This is a genomic window from Rhizobium sp. P1_C7, assembly GCF_056406295.1.
In genome coordinates, this window is record NZ_JBFUAL010000004.1 from 194,521 (window position 1) to 210,694 (window position 16,174).

Genomic DNA, 16,174 nt, shown 5'->3' on the forward strand with positions numbered 1-16,174 from the left:
TCCGATCCACAGGATGAGCCGATTTTGTTTGGCGAAGCCGCGGCACTCCGTTATCAAGATTGCCGAAGCAGGAATGAGGATCGGATGAGCGGCGTTACAAAGGAACAAGTTCTCGAAACGCTGAAGACAGTGCGCGGACCGGATCTCGAACACAATATCGTCGAGCTCGGCATGGTTTCCGACGTCTTCATTTCCGACGGCAAGGTCTATTTCTCAGTTACCGTTCCGGCGGATCAGGCGCAAGCGTTGGAGCCGCTGCGGCTTGCTGCCGAGCGTGTCATCAAGGAGATGCCGGGCGTAAAGGGCGCATTGGTTGCCCTCACCGCGGACAAGAAGGCCGGCTCCACAGCAGCGCCGGCTTCGGGTCCGCAGCCGCATGCAGGCCACGACCATCGCGGCCATTCCCACGCTCCGCAGCCGCAGCAGCAGCGTGCAGGCAAGATCGGCGTCCCCGGCATCAACGCGATCATCGCGGTTGCCTCGGGCAAGGGCGGTGTCGGCAAATCGACGACGGCGGTCAATCTTGCGCTTGGCCTGCAGGCGAACGGACTGCGCGTCGGAATTCTCGACGCAGATATTTATGGCCCGTCCATGCCTCGGCTCCTGCATATCTCCGGCCGGCCGACGCAGATCGATGGCCGCATCATCAATCCCATGGAAAACTACGGCGTCAAGGTCATGTCCATGGGCTTCCTCGTCGACGAGGAAACGGCGATGATCTGGCGTGGCCCGATGGTGCAATCGGCGCTGCTGCAGATGTTGCGCGAAGTCGCCTGGGGCGATCTCGACGTTCTGGTGGTCGATATGCCGCCTGGAACAGGGGATGCGCAGCTGACGATGGCGCAACAGGTGCCCCTGGCTGGCGCTGTGATCGTTTCGACACCACAGGACCTTGCCCTGATCGATGCCCGCAAGGGGTTGAATATGTTCAAGAAGGTCGAGGTCCCTGTTCTCGGAATCGTCGAGAACATGAGCTATTTCATCGCACCCGACACCGGCACGCGATATGACATATTCGGCCACGGCGGCGCCCGCAAGGAAGCGGAACGCATCGGCGTCCCCTTCCTTGGCGAGGTGCCGCTGACGATCAGCATCCGCGAGACATCCGACGCCGGCACGCCTATGGTCGCTTCCGAGCCGAATGGCGTTGTCGCCGGTATCTATCGCGATATCGCTGCGAAGGTGTGGGAACAACTCGGCATACAGCCGCAGCGCCCGGCGCCGGCGATCGTTTTCGAGTGATGACACGGCTCGCCGCTAGACTCCCAATTGAGGAGTAAATGTGGTCAAACGGCGCAGTTCACGTGAGATGTCTTGATTCTTGTGTGGGTTTCCGTCATATGGCGCGCCGTCGCCACGATAGCGGCTTTGCGAATGCTCGATAATATCCGGTGTTGCCGGATGCTGCGCCACCTGCGTGTTCGGAGTTCTCTTGTCGGTCGATAGATTGGTGACTGCGATGCGGTTGAGCATAAAGCGTATCCAGGTCTGGCCGGGATATGACAGGAACGATATGAACTTTCAGGTGCTTTCGTTAGGATCGAAGACCGATGACCCGCGCGCCCTCCTGGCTGGCGCGCAGCGGAAGGGCTTTTGATGAAAAGCGCGATGGCCGTGCGTTGGCCCGATTGCCGGAGAAGCGCCCGGTGATCACGGCATACTGTTCCAATTGCAAGTCGATCGAGCTCGGTGACCTGTCGCAGGCGACCGCCTTGCCGAACGACGTCGTGTGGATCGACATGATCGAGCCGACGCATGAGGAAGAGCTGTATGTCGAGAAGGTGCTTGCCATCGAGGTGCCGACCCGAGACGATCTCAAAGACATTGAACCGTCAGCCCGCTTGTATGTCGAGGACGACGCCGTCTTCATGACGGCGTCGCTCGTCTGGAAAGCGGAGACCGGGGCACCGACGCTGACCGACGTCGCTTTCATACTGGCAGGCAAGCGTTTGGTAACCATTCGCTACGCTCACCCGAAGTCGTTTGCCCTGTTCATAGCCGCGCTTCACCGCGTACCCGAGCAATGGCGAAGCGGCGCGGCACTGCTTGCCAAGCTCTTCGAAACGATCATCGACCGCACAGCCGAGATTCTGGAGATATCGGTCGCGCGGATCGATATCCTGTCGATGCATGTGTTCGGCGAGCGCGCCAAGCAGGTCCGCAAGCCCTCGAACTATCTCGAGGAAAAGCTGCGAGATATTGCCGGCCATCACCGTCTTGTCAGCAAGGTTCGAGACAGCCTGGCTTCCCTGTCCCGGCTCATGACGTTCTTCTACAACATTCCCGCAGTTCAGCAGGACCACGCCACGAAGGAACTCTGCCGTACGGTTTCGCGAGACATCCAGTCGCTCTCCGAGCATTCGTCGTTTATCGCCGGCAACATCACCTTCCTTCTTGACGCGTCCCTCGGTCTGATCAACATCGAACAGAACTCGATCATCAAGATTTTCTCGATTGCGTCGGTGGTCTTCTTGCCGCCGACGCTTGTCGCCTCCATCTATGGCATGAATTTCGAACTCATGCCGGAACTGCACTGGGTCCAGGGCTATCCCTATTCGCTCGGACTCATGGTGATTTCCGCCATCATTCCCTTTTTCTTTTTCCGATGGAAAGGCTGGCTCTGAAGAGCCTGTTTTCATTTCATGTCCGAAGGCAGCCATTCTCACGATCAAAAAATGAGGCCGCGCAAGCTCTTTTATCTTGCGCTTGGCTCAGTCGGCGTCGTCTACGGCGATATCGGCACCAGCCCCTTGTACGCCTTTCGCGAAGCCCTGAAACCGGTGGCGATCGATGGGCTGACGCGGTTTGAGGTCATTAGCCTCATCTCGCTTATGATCTGGGCTTTGACCATCATCGTCACCATCAAGTACGTGCTCTTCCTTCTGCGCGCAGACAACGAAGGTGAAGGCGGAACCCTGTCCCTGCTCGCCCTGCTGATGAAAACCGCCAATGGGCACACCGCGTTCCTGATGCTGCTCGGCCTGGTCGGTGCCGCGCTTTTCCTCGGCGATGCGATGATCACGCCAGCGCTGTCGGTTCTGTCGGCCGTCGAAGGTCTGAAGCTGGTCGCCCCCAGCATGAGCGGCTACATCGTGCCGATCTCCGTGTGTATTCTGGCCGTTCTGTTTGCCGTACAATCGCGCGGAACCGGTACAATGGCGCGGTTTTTCGGACCGATCACCGCGCTTTGGTTCATTGTCATGGCCGTAGCGGGTATTTCGCATATCTCGGACGACTATGAGATCCTTGCCGCTTTCAATCCGTATTATGCGGTCAGCTTCCTGCTGCACGAAGGCTTTTACGGCGTGGTGGTGCTGGGTGCAGTCTTCCTGACCGTGACCGGAGCCGAAGCGCTCTATGCCGATCTTGGACATTTCGGCCGTCGTCCCATCCAGTGGGCCTGGTTCGCGCTCGTTTTCCCCGCGCTGACGCTCAACTATCTCGGCCAGGGCGCGCTCGTGCTCGGCAATCCCGAGGCGATGTCGGATCCCTTCTATCTGATGTACCCGAAGTGGGCGCTGCTGCCGGTCGTCATTCTTGCAACCGCCGCGACCATCATCGCCAGCCAGGCCGTCATAACAGGCGCCTTCTCGCTCGTGCGCCAGGGCATCAACCTCGGCTTCCTTCCGCGGATGGAAATTCTCTTCACGTCTGAAACCAACACCGGGCAGATCTTCCTGCCGTCGGTCAACACCGTTCTTTTCTTCGGGGTCATCTTCCTCGTCATCAGCTTCGGGACGTCGGACGCTCTGGCCACGGCCTACGGCATCTCCGTTACAGGCGCGATGGTCGTCACCTCGATCATGGCCTTTGAGTTCGTGCGGGTGCGCTGGAACTGGTCTATCCCGGTGGCGACGATCGCTCTTGCGCCGCTAGTCGCGCTGGAAATGATCTTCCTCGGTGCGAACCTCCTGAAGATCCATGACGGCGGTTACATTCCGGTTCTGATCGCGACGGCGTTCACCATCATCATGTGGACGTGGCGCCGCGGTTCCGCGCTTCTCATGGAGAAGACGCGCCATACAGACATCCCGCTGGCATCGTTCGTGAGCTCGATCGAGCGCAAGAGCGACCACTCGCCCGCACACGTCCCGGGCACCGCGATCTTCCTGACCAGCGATCCGGAGTCCGCGCCGGCTGCGTTGCTACACAATCTGAAGCACAACCACGTTCTTCATGACAAGAATGTGATTCTGACGATCCGCACCGTCAACAAGCCGCGTGTCGCCAACTCCGACCGCTATAAGGTCGAGCAGATTTCCGAGCGCTTCTCGCGCGTCGAGCTGCTGTTTGGTTTCATGGAATCGCAGAACGTCTCGCAGGCGCTTGCGACCCTTCGCAAGACCGGGCTGAAGTTCGACATCATGTCGACCTCCTTCTACCTCGGGCGCCGCAAGCTGGTGCCGGATGCGAAGTCGGGCATGCCCTATTGGCAGGATCGTCTTTATATTGCGCTCGCCAACGCGGCGGCCAATCCCTCCGACTATTTCAGGCTGCCGGCAAACCGGGTGGTCGAGCTCGGCTCGCACGTCATCATCTGAGGCCGCCCGGCCTTTCAAAGAGTCTCGCGTTCAAAGAGTCCGGCCATCGCGCCGGGCTCTTTGCGTTTTTACGACAGCTTGGGACCCTGATGGATGAATTAGGATCGCTGCATTAACTAAGCATCAAGGTTAATGAGACATTTTCAACGGCATGTTCATGCGTCTCATGCCGGAGTCTGGTGTTGCGTCCAAATAGCCGTTCCCGTGGCAAGCTGCGTCTCTTGCTTCAAAACTGGAGCTCACCCGCTCTCTTCGGCATCTGCGGATGGCTGATGTTCCCTACCATGGCATCGCACGCCGACCTCGCGGCATTGCTCGCGGGTCTCGATCAGGGCCGCGAAAACTGGCGTATGGTGCTGACCAACTCCCCGGCCGGTTCGATTCATCAGGCCGAACTCGCCTTTTCCGATCCGATCGTGACAAGCACGATTGCCTCTGGCGCGGGCATGGTTCTGCCCGATGGCCGTAAGGTTGCCTTCATGGCAAAGGACAAGGGTCATGAAGCGACGCCCGATGAAGACCGCGTCAATCGTCGCTCCAAGAGGGGCAGGGTGGTGACCGTCGAGCAGGTGCAGCCGCCCAAGGATTTTTCCGCAGGTTCGATTCTCCAGCGCACCCGACTTCTCCTCCAGCCGACCTTCGATCTCAAGGACAGGTCCGCCTTCGTGAAGCCGAAGATCAAGGGCAAGGAAATCCAGATCGCCACGAATTTCTATAAGAAACAGCAGCCGAAGCAGGATCGCGGCGTTTCGCCGATGTTGGCGGGCCTGGTCACCAGCGAGAAGGCCGACGTTCTGGCCGTCGCCTACGCCCCTCCGGCGCCCGATTACTCACGCCAGTCTCCGTTCGATTCCATCCTGACTGACAAGGCTGACGACGGCCGGTTCGTCCCCCAGATCGGTCCTCATGACCACGCCTGGGCGGCGAGCGTGCTCGCGCCATCCGTCTTCTCGGCGACCGAACAGCAGTGCCTCGCATCCGGCATCTATTTCGAGGCCCGCGGCGAAACCGTTAAGGGGCAGGCCGCCGTCGCACAGGTCATTCTCAATCGCGTTCGCAATCCGACCTATCCGAAAACGATCTGCGGCGTCGTCTATCAGAATGAGGACTGGCGCAATCGCTGCCAGTTTTCCTTCGCATGCGACAACATCAAGGATCGGGTGAACTCGCAATATCATTGGAGAGTTGCACGCGAAGTCGCGATGGCCGTAACCGCAGGCAAGATCTGGTTGCCTCAGGTCGGCTCAGCGACTCACTATCACGCCGTCTATGTCCGCCCGACATGGGCAAAGACGATGGAAAAGGTCGGTCGCATCGGTCTGCACGTCTTTTACCGCACCTATGGCGGGGGCTGGAGCTGACAAATCGTCGATCCGGCTCCGATTTTCGTTGGGATAAACGCTCGCCAAAGCGGATTCTTACCGTCGAATTTGCATTATGGTTCAAAACGCGACCTAAGCATATGTTTTTTATGGCTTATTTTATGGCTGGACATAAGTCGCCAACGCCTTGACTATGCTTTTTGCTAAAACTATGTTGCGCGCGACTTCAAAACGGGCCGGAAGGTTCTCAAACCTTGGGGTCGTTGTCCTGAAGACCGGGGTAGCGGGATCGCGGACAGCGGCAAGCGGAGGAGAGCAACATGGCGGATGACCGTGAGGAAAGTCTTGAAAAGCGCCGTGCGCAATTGGGAGCGAAGCTCGCAACCAAGCGCACAGAGGCGGGGAAGGACGAGGCTGGTGAAGCCAGCGCCGAGGTCAGCCGTAAAGGCTATGCCGAGGCGATGAAGCTTTCGAGCGAGTTCATTTCCGCAATCGTCGTCGGTGCTGTTCTTGGCTATGTCTTCGACCGTTTTGTCGGCACGGCGCCTTGGGGGTTGATGGTTCTTCTTCTTCTCGGATTCGGTGCCGGCGTGTTGAACGTTATGCGGGCGGCTGGAAAGGTGGCGACACCGAGACCGGCCGATCTCGACAACGAAAAGAAATAGGATGGAGCGCTCCGGCGTTCGATCCAGTGCAGAAATCCCGTGTCATGCGGGCCAAAGATAGAGAGAACAAGCGGTGTCTAACGATCCGACCCATCAGTTCCTGATCCAGAAGATTGTGCCGATCGAAATCGGCGGAATTGATTTCTCGTTTACGAATGCATCGCTCTTCATGGCCGCATCTGCAGCCGTCGCTGCCGGTTTCCTGTATTTCTCCACGTCGAACCGCGCGATCGTGCCGGGCCGTTCGCAGTCTGTTGCCGAGATGTCCTACGAGTTCATCGCCGGAATGCTGAAGGAAGGTGCGGGTACCAAGGGGATGAAGTTCTTCCCGCTGGTCTTTTCGCTTTTCATGTTCGTCCTGACGGCGAACCTGCTCGGCATGTTCCCTTACTTCTTCACGATCACCAGTCAAATCATCGTCACCTTCGCGCTGGCTATGCTCGTCATCGGCACGGTGCTCGTATACGGCTTCTACAAGCATGGTTTCGGCTTTCTGAACGTGTTCATCCCGCAAGGGGTGCCCGGATTGCTCCTGCCGCTGGTGGTATCAATTGAAATCATTTCCTTCCTGTCCCGGCCGATTTCGCTCTCTGTTCGTCTCTTTGCGAACATGCTCGCGGGCCACATTACGCTGAAGGTGTTCGCGGGCTTCGTCGCCTCGCTTGGAGCATTGGGCGCGATGGGCATCGGCGGCGCCATTCTTCCTCTCATCATGACGGTCGCCCTGACCGGTCTCGAGTTCCTCGTCGCCTTCCTCCAGGCTTACGTCTTTGCGGTGCTCACTTGCATGTACCTCAACGACGCGATCCATCCGGGTGGCCACTAAGGGATACCGACATTGACGCCGATGTGCGTCAGTCAATTCGCCGCAACACAACCATTTCAAAGGAGTTCAACATGGAAGCGGAAGCAGCAAAGTTCATCGGTGCAGGTCTGGCTTGCTTTGGTATGGCCGGTACGGCTCTCGGCCTCGGCAACATCTTCGGCAGCTACCTGTCCGGCGCACTGCGCAACCCGTCTGCCGCTGATAGCCAGTTCGGCCGTCTGGTTTTCGGCTTCGCCGTTACGGAAGCTCTGGGCATCTTTTCGCTGCTCGTTGCTCTCCTCCTGCTCTTCGCCGTCTAAGTCAGACGCGTTGAAGGATCACGGCCTGCGACCCGCAAGCCGTGATCCTTTGCATTTGCAGTACACCTGGAGGTGAGCATGTTTTTTGTGACCCCGGCTTACGCTGAAGAAGCCCCGGCGGGAACCGCAGAAACTGGTGCAGCTACCGGTACAGACGCGCATGCCGCCCCGGCAGCAGGCGAGGTCCACACCGAAACCGGCGTGCCAGCCGAACACCATGGCGGTGTCTTTCCGCCTTTCGATTCGACGACTTTCGCGTCCCAGCTCCTGTGGTTGGCGATTACGTTTGGCGTCTTCTTCGTGCTCATGCAAAAGGTCATCGCACCGCGCATCAGCGGCATCCTCGATCAGCGTCACGACCGCATTGCGCAGGACCTCGACGAGGCCGGTCGCCTGAAGGCCGAAGCCGACGCCGATGTTGCCGCATACGAAGCCGAACTCGCTACGGCTCGGGCCAAGTCGAACGCGATCGGTTCTGCCGCTCGTGACGCTGCCAAGGCGAAGGCTGAAGCCGACCGCCGTGCAGTCGAGGCAGGCCTTTCCGAAAAGCTCAAGGCTGCAGAAGGCCGCATCGCTGATATCAAGGCGAAGGTTTTTGCCGACGTCGGCACCATCGCTGAAGAAACCGCAACCGCCGTTGTCGACCAGTTGATCGGCGGCAATGCCGCCAAGGCTGAGGTCGCCGCTGCCGTTGCAGCTGCCAAGAAGGGGGCTTGACCGATGGAATTTGCACTGGACGCAACATTCTTCGCATTTGTCGGTCTCGTCCTGTTCCTGGCGCTGGTCGTGTACCTGAAGGTTCCGGGCATGATGGCGAAGTCGCTTGACGACCGCGCCGACCAGATCCGCAACGAGCTGGCGGAAGCCAAGCGTCTGCGCGAGGAAGCCCAGCACCTGCTGGCCGAATACCAGCGCAAGCGCAAGGAAGCCGAAGCCGAAGCCGCGCACATTGTGGCAGCTGCCGAACGTGAAGCCGAGATGCTGACCGCCGAGGCCAAGAAGAAGACCGAAGAATTCGTCGCAAACCGCACTGCGGTTTCCGAGCAGAAGATCAAGCAGGCCGAAGCCGATGCGATGAAGGCGGTTCGTTCCGCTGCCGTCGACCTGGCAATTGCCGCTGCCGAAACCGTTTTGGCGAAGAAGGCCGATGCGAAGGTTCAGACCGAACTTTTCGGCAACGCCGTCGGTGAAGTGAAGAGCCGTCTCAACTGAGTTGAGCGGCATGCTTTCGAAAGGCCCCCTCGTGGGGCCTTTTTTGTGCGTGATAGTATTCTCAGGAGAGGCGGACGTTGGTTGTGGAGAGCGGTGATGGGCCTTTCCTACGCGACGGCCTGGTCTGGCGGCGGGCGGCCCCGTGGAGCGCCGGCGTGCGGGCGCTGTTGACCCATCTGCACGCCGATGGTTTCTGCGCCGCGCCGCGGCCTGCCGGTGGGGATCAGGTGTGGGATCGCGTCAGCTTTGTCGACGGCAGGACCGCTGAAATTGAAACTGATGTAGAGATGCAGTCGGCGGCCGCGCTGGTGTCGGCCGCGCGCCTACTCCGCCGCTACCACGTTTGTGCCGCGCCGGTCGCTACAGGATGGGGCGAGCGGATCTGGCAGCTGCCGCCGAGGGCGCCGTTCGAGACGATCTGCCATGGCGATTTCGCGCCCTACAATGTCGTTCTGCGGGACGGGGAGGTGTGTGGGATCATCGATTTCGAGACCGCGCATCCGGGCCCACGCATTTGGGATCTGGCCTATGCCATCTATCGCTGGGCACCGCTCAGCGCGGGCGTCGGGGCACCGTTGGCCGGTATCGACGGTCAGGTCGATCGAGCGCGGCTGTTCCTGGACGAATACGGGTTCGAGAAGGGGCTCCGAGCTGGCATCGTCGATACGATCGTAGAGCGGCTTGAACGCCTCGTGGCATTCATGCAGGAGCAAGCGGCCGCTGGCTCGGAGAAATACCGGGCCAATCTCGAAGCCGGACACGATCGCGTCTATCGCTTGGACATCGACTATGTCCGCTTTCATCGCCACCGCATTTTGGAGGGGATGATGCCGCGCTGACGACCGCTCATTCGCTCTCTACGATCCCAGCCAGTTTTAACGGGCGAAAGGTCATCCGGTGCAGTGAGCAGGGACCATGCGCCTCGATGCCGGCCCGATGCTGGGTGGTTCCGTACCCGGCATGGGCAGCAAAGCCGTAGAGCGGAAAGATCCGGTCGGCCCGGGCCATCATCCGATCGCGGGTGACCTTGGCGACGATCGATGCGGCTGCGATCGAAACCGAACGCGCATCGCCCTTGACGACGGCCTGACCCGGGCAGTGGAGCCCCGGTGGAACATCAAGGCCGTCTGTCAGTACGTAACTCGGCAGGATGGCCAAACTGCAGATGGCGCGTCGCATGGCATCCAGGCTCGCCTTGCGGATGTCTGTTTCGTCGATGCGCCTGGAACTGGAGGAGGCGATGGCGACCGTGGCCGTCGCGAGGATCTGCTCGAATAGCTGCTCCCGTTTCAAAGCCGAGAGCTGCTTGGAATCGTTCAATCCATCAGGAATACGCCTGGGGTCGAGAATGACCGCGGCGGCGACGACCGGCCCGGCCAGCGGCCCGCGCCCGGCTTCATCGGCCCCGGCCACTGGCCAAAGGCCGGCCTTTCGTGCCTTCAGCTCCAGTCGGAAATCGGGTACGAGCGGGACATCTTCGAAAAGCATAGGAGAATCGGGTGGCGTGCGACGTTTCATGCGGCTGAACTTCGCACGCCAACCCGATTTCCTGCAAGTCCCCGGATCAGGGCGGCGGGCCGGGGACTTGAGTGCGGACGGGCAAGGCAGCCATCCGCAAGCTGAATATCAAAGCAGCGACAGCTGCACGCCGCTGCCATCCGGCGGAACGAACAGGTCGTCACGCAACGGCATGCTGCGCCGGGTCATGCCCAGTCGCTTCGTCGCCATCTCGAAACGGCGGGCGATTTGCCAGGCATAGGGTCCGGCTCCCTTCATCCGCTTGCCGAAATCGGCGTCGTAGTCCTTGCCGCCGCGCATCGAGCGCACGAGGGACATCACATGGCGATATCGGTCGGGATAATTCTGCAGCAGCCAGTCCCGGAAGAGTGGCGACACCTCCAGCGGCAGGCGCAAAATGACATAGCCCGCCTCCTGCGCGCCCGCAGCCTTCGCCGAGTCCAGGATGCGCTCCAGCTCGTGATCGTTCAGAGCCGGGACCATCGGCGCAGCCATCACCGATGTCGGGATGCCTGCGTCGCTCAACGCCCGGATCGCCTCAAGCCGACGCTCCGGTGTGGAAGCCCTGGGCTCCATCGTGCGCGCCAGCTTGCGGTCGAGCGTCGTCACCGACAGCGAGACGCGCAGTAGGTTCTTCGCCGCCATCTTCCTGAGGATGTCGACATCCCGCAGGATCATCGCCGACTTGGTGACGATGGATACCGGATGGTTCGCCTTCTCGAGCACTTCGAGAATCTGGCGCATGATGCGCCATTCCTTCTCGATCGGCTGATAGGGATCCGTGTTCGTACCGATCGCGATCACGCGTGGCCTGTAGCTGGGTTTTGCCAGTTCGCGCTCCAGCAGCTTGGCAGCACCCGGCTTGGCAAAAAGCTTCGCCTCGAAGTCCAACCCGGCCGAAAGCCCCATATAAGCGTGAGACGGCCGCGCGAAGCAATAGATACATCCATGTTCACAGCCGCGATAGGGATTGATCGAGCGATCGAAAGGGATGTCAGGCGACTCGTTGCGGGTGATTGCAGTGCGCGGCTTTTCGATCTGCACCTCGGTCTTGAACGGCGGCAGTTCTTCCAGCGTCTGCCAGCCGTCGTCCATTGTCTCGCGCCGCAGGGGCTCGAAGCGTCCGCTTGGGTTCAGGCCGGCGGCGCGGCCGCGGCGGCGGTCGATCTCGATCCGCAGGCCGGAAGAAACGATCATTGCGTCGGCAATATCTGCCGTATTGGCAGGCGCAAATGCGGCCTGCCCTGCAAGGGACTGCTCGTTCATCGGGTTCTCCGTCGACGGAGCGCTTTGCTTCCGTCTGTTTTGATGATTAAATTCCTATCGGCAAAAAGAGAACAATGCAAGAACAAAATTAGGAAAGTGGCGCTGGCAAAGTTTTGTGCGACGCTCTATAGATAGGCAATGTTGACAGTAGTGCTCGAATGCCAGGATCAGGAGCCTGAACTGGCGCAGACTTTATCGGTGTTGGTTGCAGGCGCGGTTGAAGGGCTTGTCAGCGATGTCGTGGTTTTGGACCACGGTTCGCGCGACGGCTCGTCGAAGGTGGCCGATGCGGCGGGTTGTCGTTTCCATTCGCAGTGGGACATCAAGGACGTACTGCGCTCGGCGCGGGGCGAGTGGCTGCTGTTCGTGGAACCCGGCGCAAGGCCGCAGACGGGCTGGATCGACGAGATTGCCGAATATGTCTCGCTCCACAAGCTGCCGGCGCGTTTCACCGCCTACCGCGGATACCGCCAGCCGTTCTACAAGAGGTTCGGACGTTCGAAACCGTCATTGGAGCTTGGGCTCCTGCTGCCGAAAAACCACGCGTTGGCTGCCGCGCGAAGCGGCATGCGGCTGTCTGAATTCGTCAAGGGCCAGAAGCTGCGCAAGCTCTCGAGCGAGCTGATTCCCTCCTGGGTCGCGCGCTCGGCACGGTAGCTGCCGGCACTCCGGTGGCTTGTTGCGCAATTAATGGCGCCCGATACGATTTCGCGCTATAATTTGCGCATGGCGCCGCCCGAGCGCCTCGCTTCGCGACGGTCGACCATGGAACGCCGGTAGACGGCAGAACAGGTCAGCGGAAGTTTCCTCTTCTGCCGGTTTCCGGCAAAACGAGGTGCGTCATGAAACGCAATATGATCCGCGGCCTGCTATCGGCCGCCGTATTGGCGGCATCAATGATCGCGCATCCGAATTCGGCAGCATCGCAGATGATGCGCAGTTGCGCAGACCGATCCGAGGTCGTTCATTTCCTGGACACGAACTTTGCCGAGAAGCTAAGGGCGGTCGGTCTGATCAACGAGAACGCCATGCTCGAGGTCTACGCCGCGCAAAGCGGGACATGGACGTTGCTCATCACGGATGTGCGCGGCGTGAGCTGCATTCTGATATCGGGTGATAGCTGGGAAACCATGCCGGCCCTGCCGGGCATAGCAACATAGAGCCCCAACGCTGCTCGCCGTCGCCGAGGCGGAGCGCCTTGTGTGTCATTTGCCTGCGCCACGCTTTAGATGCTCGTCCAGGCGCGGCATGATCTCCACGAAATTGCAGGGCATGTGGCGGTAGTCGAGCTGGGCCTTCAGAATGCCGTCCCAGGCATCCTTGCAGGCGCCGGGCGAGCCCGGCAACGCGAAGATGAAGGTCGCGTCGGCAACGCCGGCCGTCGCCCGGGACTGGATGGTCGACGTGCCGATCTTGTCGTAGGAAATTCGGTGGAAGACTTGCGAGAAGCCGTCCATTTTCTTCTCGAAAAGCGGCTCCAGGGCTTCGGGGGTGACATCGCGGCCGGTGAACCCGGTGCCGCCGGTGGTAATCACCACATCGATGTCATCGCGGATGGTCCATGCCTTGACCTGCGCTGCGATCGCCTGCTTCTCGTCCGGCACGATGGCGCGGTCGATCAGCCTGTGACCCGCGTCCACGATCCGCGCCGCCAGAGTGTCGCCGGAGCGGTCGTCGGCCGCCGTCCGCGTGTCCGACACGGTAAGAACGGCAATGCCAACGGGAATGAAGGCGCGGTTTTCGTCAAGTCCTGCCATGGCCGTCTCCCGGTAGCGTTTCCGTCGCTTCGAAGTACCAGTCGGGTCGCTCGCTGTGAAGCGTGCGCGCCGCGTCCTCCGCAAGAGCCGCCGTCTCGAATATGCCGAAGCACGTTGCGCCGGAACCCGACATCCGCACGAACACGGCGCCATGCTCCTTCAACATCGCTGAGATTTCGCCGATCTCAGGCAGCAGCGCACGGGCGGGTGGTTCGAGGTCGTTGCGCATGCCATTCAGGGCGTCAAGCCAGGATAGCCCTGATCCCGTTTCAAGTGGCGCATTGTTCTTGGTCGCAAGCCTCCGGAAAACCTCAGCCGTCGACACGCCCTTCAACGGGTTGGCGAGCACCATCGCAAATGCCGGCATGTCACCGACCTCCTCGATCCGTTCTCCGATGCCGCGCGCGATGAGCGGTCTGCTCGTCAGGCACATCGGCACATCGGCGCCGAGGCCGATGGCGATCTCCTCTACGGTCTCCGGCGGCACGGACGTTCGCCACAGACGCATGAGCCCGCGCAGAGCCGCTGCTGCATCCGCCGAGCCGCCGCCGATGCCGGAGGCGACGGGCAGGTTCTTTTGCAGATGAATGCGGACTGGACCGGCGGTTCCGCCCGCGCGAAGCACGGCGGCGCGCAGAGCATCGCGCGCCCTCAGCACCAGGTTGGTGCAGCCGTCCTCTTTCAGCGTGTCGCTGAAGCGCCCCGTCATGACGAACTCATCGGACGACGTCGACATAAGGTCCAACCCGTCGCCATGCCGGGCGAAAGTCACCAGCATCTCAAGCAGATGATAGCCGTCGCTTCTCTGGCCCGTCACATGCAGGGCCAGATTGATTTTCGCAAACGCGTCCTCGCGGATGATCGCGCCACCGCCGATGCCCGTCTCAGGCATCGGTTATCAGGACTTCTTGTCCGCAGGTTTCGGATCGACCGGCGCTGGATCCGGCTGCTTCTTGTCCGCGGCCTTGGAGTTCTCGCCGTCGGCGGGCAGGCCGTTGGCGATCTTTTCCTTGATCTTCGAAATCTCGGCTGCCTCCGGCTCCGAGGCAAGCGCCCGGTTCCACTGGTAGACAGCTTCCAGCTTGCGCCCGACGCGCCAGTAGGCGTCGCCCAGGTGATCGTTGATCGTGGCATCGCCGGCCTTGATCTGGGCGGCCCTTTCGAGCTCGTCCACGGCATCGTCGAACTTGTTGAGGCGGAAGTAGGCCCAGCCGAGAGAATCGATGATGTAGCCGTCGTCGGGGCGGAGATCGACCGCCTTCTTGATCATGGCAAGCCCCTCGTCGAGGTTGCGGTTCATGTCGATCCAGGAATAGCCGAGATAGTTCAGCACCTGCGGCTGATTGGGGTTGAGCTCGAGCGCCTTGCGGAAGCTCGGTTCGGCCTTGTCCCACTGCTTCAGGCGTTCATAGGCAATGCCGCGCTGGAAGAAGACCGTCCAGGTGTTCTTGCCCGGCAACGGACCGATGACCTCGACGGCCTTGTCGTAATTATCTGCCATTGCCGCATAGTCCTTGGCGTCGGAAAGAACGCTGCCATAGGCGAGGTAGCTACGAACATCCTTCGGGTCGGAGGCAATCAGGCCCTGCAGGTGCTTGCGGGCTTCCTCGACCTTGCCGCCTTCAGCGAGTGCCAGGCCGAGCTGCAGCTCGGAGATGCGGCTCATCGGAGAATTGTCCGGAACCTGCTTGTAGATGGAGATGGCGCGATCCAGCTGGTTCTGCTTCTCGGCAATTCCGCCAAGCATCACGAGTGCGTCTGCGCTGTCCGGATCGAGGCTCTTGGCGATCTGCAAATAGAGCGAGACGATGTCTTCCGCTCCGTCTCGATTGAGCGCGCCGGCAAAGGAGAACAGCACTCCGGCAGCACCCTGCTTGGCGGTTTCAACCTGCTGCTTCTGCTTCTCGTCGTTCGTAATGCTCTGGCGCAGTGCATTGAGAGGCGCGTAGTTCGGCAGCAGATTGTCGCCGACGGAGATCGTGTCGAGCGCCTTCTGCTTGTTGCCCTGCGACGCTTCGAGGCGCGCCAGGGCGATAACGGCGCGCATAAACGTATCCGGAGCCGTTGCAGCCCCGTCCTTGTCGAGAACGGCATCGTTCAGATGCCGGCGCGCCGATCTTACGTCGCCATTGACGATCGCGATCGCGCCCGCATTGTAGGCTTGGAAAATTCCGAGCCAGTCGGGGCCCTTCATTTTCTCGACCAGGGCCAAGGCTTCCTTGCCCTTGCCGGCGCCCAATCGCGCCCAGGCGGACATGAGATCGTTCATCACGCGGTCGAGATCCGTCGGACCCGTTGTGCGCAGCGCCGTCTCGGCTGTCTTGTATTCGCCGCGACGGATCGCGTCTGCTCCCCGCACGATGGTCGCCAGACGCTCGATGGTCGGATCGTTCTTCAGATCGTTCGCGTACTTGACGCTGTCCTTGATGTCGCCGTTAAGCAGAAGCGAGATCATCAGCCGCTGGCGGATCTCGGGATTGCCGGGTTCGATCTGCAGCGCCTTCTTGTAGAGCGCAATCGCGGTATCGTAATCGTGATCGACATCGGCGGTGCGGGCAGCAAGCAGTGCGCCGGCAAACGTGTTGACGCTATCGGGATCGAAGATCACGCTGGTGCCGGCTTCATCCTTCTTGGCCGCGTCTTCGGCATGGGCGCCGCCAAGCGCGCCAAGCGACAGGACCGCCGCTAGGGACGCGCTCGAAAGAAGACGAATGGCAAATTTCAGCCGCATTAGAAAACCTCTCTTCCAGGGCAGCCAACCTCGGTCC

Annotated in this window: 18 protein-coding genes; 12 read left to right on the forward strand and 6 right to left on the reverse strand. The window is 60.6% G+C overall.

The annotated features are described in order from the left end of the window. Positions 1-84 precede the first annotated feature (84 nt). Positions 85-1,242 (forward strand): iron-sulfur cluster carrier protein ApbC, encoded by a 1,158-nt coding sequence (gene apbC, locus AC1D2R_RS07775; RefSeq protein ID WP_477966417.1) that lies wholly within the window; start codon positions 85-87, stop codon positions 1,240-1,242. Between the two features lie 15 nt (positions 1,243-1,257). Here apbC and AC1D2R_RS07780 read toward each other — a convergent pair whose 3' ends face one another. Next, on the reverse strand, positions 1,258-1,473 hold the full coding sequence (locus tag AC1D2R_RS07780; RefSeq protein ID WP_477966419.1) for a hypothetical protein: 216 nt from the start codon (positions 1,471-1,473) through the stop codon (positions 1,258-1,260). A 173-nt stretch (positions 1,474-1,646) separates the two neighbouring features. On the opposite strand from AC1D2R_RS07780, the gene corA reads away from it, so the two are divergent. The 9 genes from corA (at position 1,647) to AC1D2R_RS07825 (ending at position 9,704) form a co-directional block, all read left to right on the forward strand. Next, on the forward strand, positions 1,647-2,624 hold the full coding sequence (corA, locus tag AC1D2R_RS07785; protein WP_477966767.1) for a magnesium/cobalt transporter CorA: 978 nt from the start codon (positions 1,647-1,649) through the stop codon (positions 2,622-2,624). A gap of 18 nt (positions 2,625-2,642) precedes the next feature. Further along, positions 2,643-4,541, forward strand: a complete 1,899-nt coding sequence (locus tag AC1D2R_RS07790) for a potassium transporter Kup (RefSeq protein WP_477966421.1) — start codon at positions 2,643-2,645, stop codon at positions 4,539-4,541. Positions 4,542-4,723: 182 nt separating this feature from the next. Further along, complete coding sequence (locus AC1D2R_RS07795; RefSeq protein WP_477966423.1) at positions 4,724-5,902, forward strand: cell wall hydrolase; 1,179 nt, start codon at positions 4,724-4,726, stop codon at positions 5,900-5,902. Positions 5,903-6,183: 281 nt separating this feature from the next. After that, positions 6,184-6,528, forward strand: coding sequence for an AtpZ/AtpI family protein (locus tag AC1D2R_RS07800; protein ID WP_477966425.1), 345 nt, complete (start codon positions 6,184-6,186; stop codon positions 6,526-6,528). 73 nt (positions 6,529-6,601) lie between these two features. Further along, positions 6,602-7,354 (forward strand): F0F1 ATP synthase subunit A, encoded by a 753-nt coding sequence (locus AC1D2R_RS07805; protein ID WP_477966427.1) that lies wholly within the window; start codon positions 6,602-6,604, stop codon positions 7,352-7,354. A 71-nt stretch (positions 7,355-7,425) separates the two neighbouring features. Next, positions 7,426-7,653: a F0F1 ATP synthase subunit C gene (locus AC1D2R_RS07810; protein WP_003588243.1), complete on the forward strand. Its 228-nt coding sequence runs from the start codon at positions 7,426-7,428 to the stop codon at positions 7,651-7,653. Positions 7,654-7,731: 78 nt separating this feature from the next. Further along, positions 7,732-8,370 carry a F0F1 ATP synthase subunit B gene (locus tag AC1D2R_RS07815; RefSeq protein WP_477966429.1) on the forward strand — a complete coding sequence of 213 codons (639 nt, stop codon included), beginning with the start codon at positions 7,732-7,734 and terminating at the stop codon, positions 8,368-8,370. 3 nt (positions 8,371-8,373) lie between these two features. Beyond that, positions 8,374-8,865 carry a F0F1 ATP synthase subunit B gene (locus AC1D2R_RS07820; RefSeq protein ID WP_477966431.1) on the forward strand — a complete coding sequence of 164 codons (492 nt, stop codon included), beginning with the start codon at positions 8,374-8,376 and terminating at the stop codon, positions 8,863-8,865. A gap of 83 nt (positions 8,866-8,948) precedes the next feature. Further along, on the forward strand, positions 8,949-9,704 hold the full coding sequence (locus tag AC1D2R_RS07825; protein ID WP_477966768.1) for an aminoglycoside phosphotransferase family protein: 756 nt from the start codon (positions 8,949-8,951) through the stop codon (positions 9,702-9,704). A 7-nt stretch (positions 9,705-9,711) separates the two neighbouring features. Here the strand turns inward: AC1D2R_RS07825 and AC1D2R_RS07830 are convergent, their stop codons facing one another. Both AC1D2R_RS07830 and AC1D2R_RS07835 read right to left on the reverse strand, forming a co-directional pair. Beyond that, positions 9,712-10,383, reverse strand: a complete 672-nt coding sequence (locus tag AC1D2R_RS07830; protein ID WP_477966433.1) for a ribonuclease HII — start codon at positions 10,381-10,383, stop codon at positions 9,712-9,714. A gap of 108 nt (positions 10,384-10,491) precedes the next feature. After that, a complete protein-coding gene (locus AC1D2R_RS07835; RefSeq protein ID WP_477966435.1) occupies positions 10,492-11,649 on the reverse strand; it encodes a PA0069 family radical SAM protein in 1,158 nt (385 codons plus the stop codon). Between the two features lie 138 nt (positions 11,650-11,787). Between AC1D2R_RS07835 and AC1D2R_RS07840 the strand changes: the two genes are divergently transcribed. Further along, positions 11,788-12,306: a glycosyl transferase gene (locus AC1D2R_RS07840; RefSeq protein ID WP_477966437.1), complete on the forward strand. Its 519-nt coding sequence runs from the start codon at positions 11,788-11,790 to the stop codon at positions 12,304-12,306. A gap of 185 nt (positions 12,307-12,491) precedes the next feature. Beyond that, positions 12,492-12,809 carry a hypothetical protein gene (locus AC1D2R_RS07845; protein WP_477966439.1) on the forward strand — a complete coding sequence of 106 codons (318 nt, stop codon included), beginning with the start codon at positions 12,492-12,494 and terminating at the stop codon, positions 12,807-12,809. Positions 12,810-12,854: 45 nt separating this feature from the next. Here AC1D2R_RS07845 and moaB read toward each other — a convergent pair whose 3' ends face one another. Genes moaB through AC1D2R_RS07860 form a run of 3 tightly spaced genes read right to left on the reverse strand, consistent with a single transcriptional unit; the run spans position 12,855 to position 16,137 of the window. Next, entirely contained in the window at positions 12,855-13,406 is a 552-nt protein-coding gene (gene moaB / locus AC1D2R_RS07850) for a molybdenum cofactor biosynthesis protein B (protein ID WP_477966441.1), read from the reverse strand. Continuing rightward, positions 13,393-14,298, reverse strand: a complete 906-nt coding sequence (locus AC1D2R_RS07855; protein ID WP_477966443.1) for a 4-(cytidine 5'-diphospho)-2-C-methyl-D-erythritol kinase — start codon at positions 14,296-14,298, stop codon at positions 13,393-13,395. Before AC1D2R_RS07855 ends, moaB begins: the two co-directional genes overlap by 14 nt. A 6-nt stretch (positions 14,299-14,304) precedes the next feature. Then, the gene (locus tag AC1D2R_RS07860) at positions 14,305-16,137 is read right to left on the reverse strand and encodes a tetratricopeptide repeat protein (RefSeq protein WP_477966445.1); all 1,833 of its coding nucleotides are present in this window, start codon (positions 16,135-16,137) and stop codon (positions 14,305-14,307) included. Positions 16,138-16,174: the final 37 nt, after the last annotated feature.

Excerpts from the sequence above, each read along its gene's own strand:
- apbC (WP_477966417.1), top strand. The coding sequence starts at position 85 with ATGAGCGGCGTTACAAAGGAACAAGTTCTCGAAACGCTGAAGACAGTG.
- AC1D2R_RS07780 (WP_477966419.1), bottom strand. The coding sequence starts at position 1,473 with ATGCTCAACCGCATCGCAGTCACCAATCTATCGACCGACAAGAGAACT.
- AC1D2R_RS07790 (WP_477966421.1), top strand. The coding sequence starts at position 2,643 with ATGTCCGAAGGCAGCCATTCTCACGATCAAAAAATGAGGCCGCGCAAG.
- AC1D2R_RS07800 (WP_477966425.1), top strand. The coding sequence starts at position 6,184 with ATGGCGGATGACCGTGAGGAAAGTCTTGAAAAGCGCCGTGCGCAATTG.
- AC1D2R_RS07810 (WP_003588243.1), top strand. The coding sequence starts at position 7,426 with ATGGAAGCGGAAGCAGCAAAGTTCATCGGTGCAGGTCTGGCTTGCTTT.
- AC1D2R_RS07815 (WP_477966429.1), top strand. The coding sequence starts at position 7,732 with ATGTTTTTTGTGACCCCGGCTTACGCTGAAGAAGCCCCGGCGGGAACC.
- AC1D2R_RS07820 (WP_477966431.1), top strand. The coding sequence starts at position 8,374 with ATGGAATTTGCACTGGACGCAACATTCTTCGCATTTGTCGGTCTCGTC.
- AC1D2R_RS07830 (WP_477966433.1), bottom strand. The coding sequence starts at position 10,383 with ATGAAACGTCGCACGCCACCCGATTCTCCTATGCTTTTCGAAGATGTC.
- AC1D2R_RS07835 (WP_477966435.1), bottom strand. The coding sequence starts at position 11,649 with ATGAACGAGCAGTCCCTTGCAGGGCAGGCCGCATTTGCGCCTGCCAAT.
- AC1D2R_RS07840 (WP_477966437.1), top strand. The coding sequence starts at position 11,788 with ATGTTGACAGTAGTGCTCGAATGCCAGGATCAGGAGCCTGAACTGGCG.
- AC1D2R_RS07845 (WP_477966439.1), top strand. The coding sequence starts at position 12,492 with ATGAAACGCAATATGATCCGCGGCCTGCTATCGGCCGCCGTATTGGCG.
- moaB (WP_477966441.1), bottom strand. The coding sequence starts at position 13,406 with ATGGCAGGACTTGACGAAAACCGCGCCTTCATTCCCGTTGGCATTGCC.
- AC1D2R_RS07855 (WP_477966443.1), bottom strand. The coding sequence starts at position 14,298 with ATGCCTGAGACGGGCATCGGCGGTGGCGCGATCATCCGCGAGGACGCG.
- AC1D2R_RS07860 (WP_477966445.1), bottom strand. The coding sequence starts at position 16,137 with ATGCGGCTGAAATTTGCCATTCGTCTTCTTTCGAGCGCGTCCCTAGCG.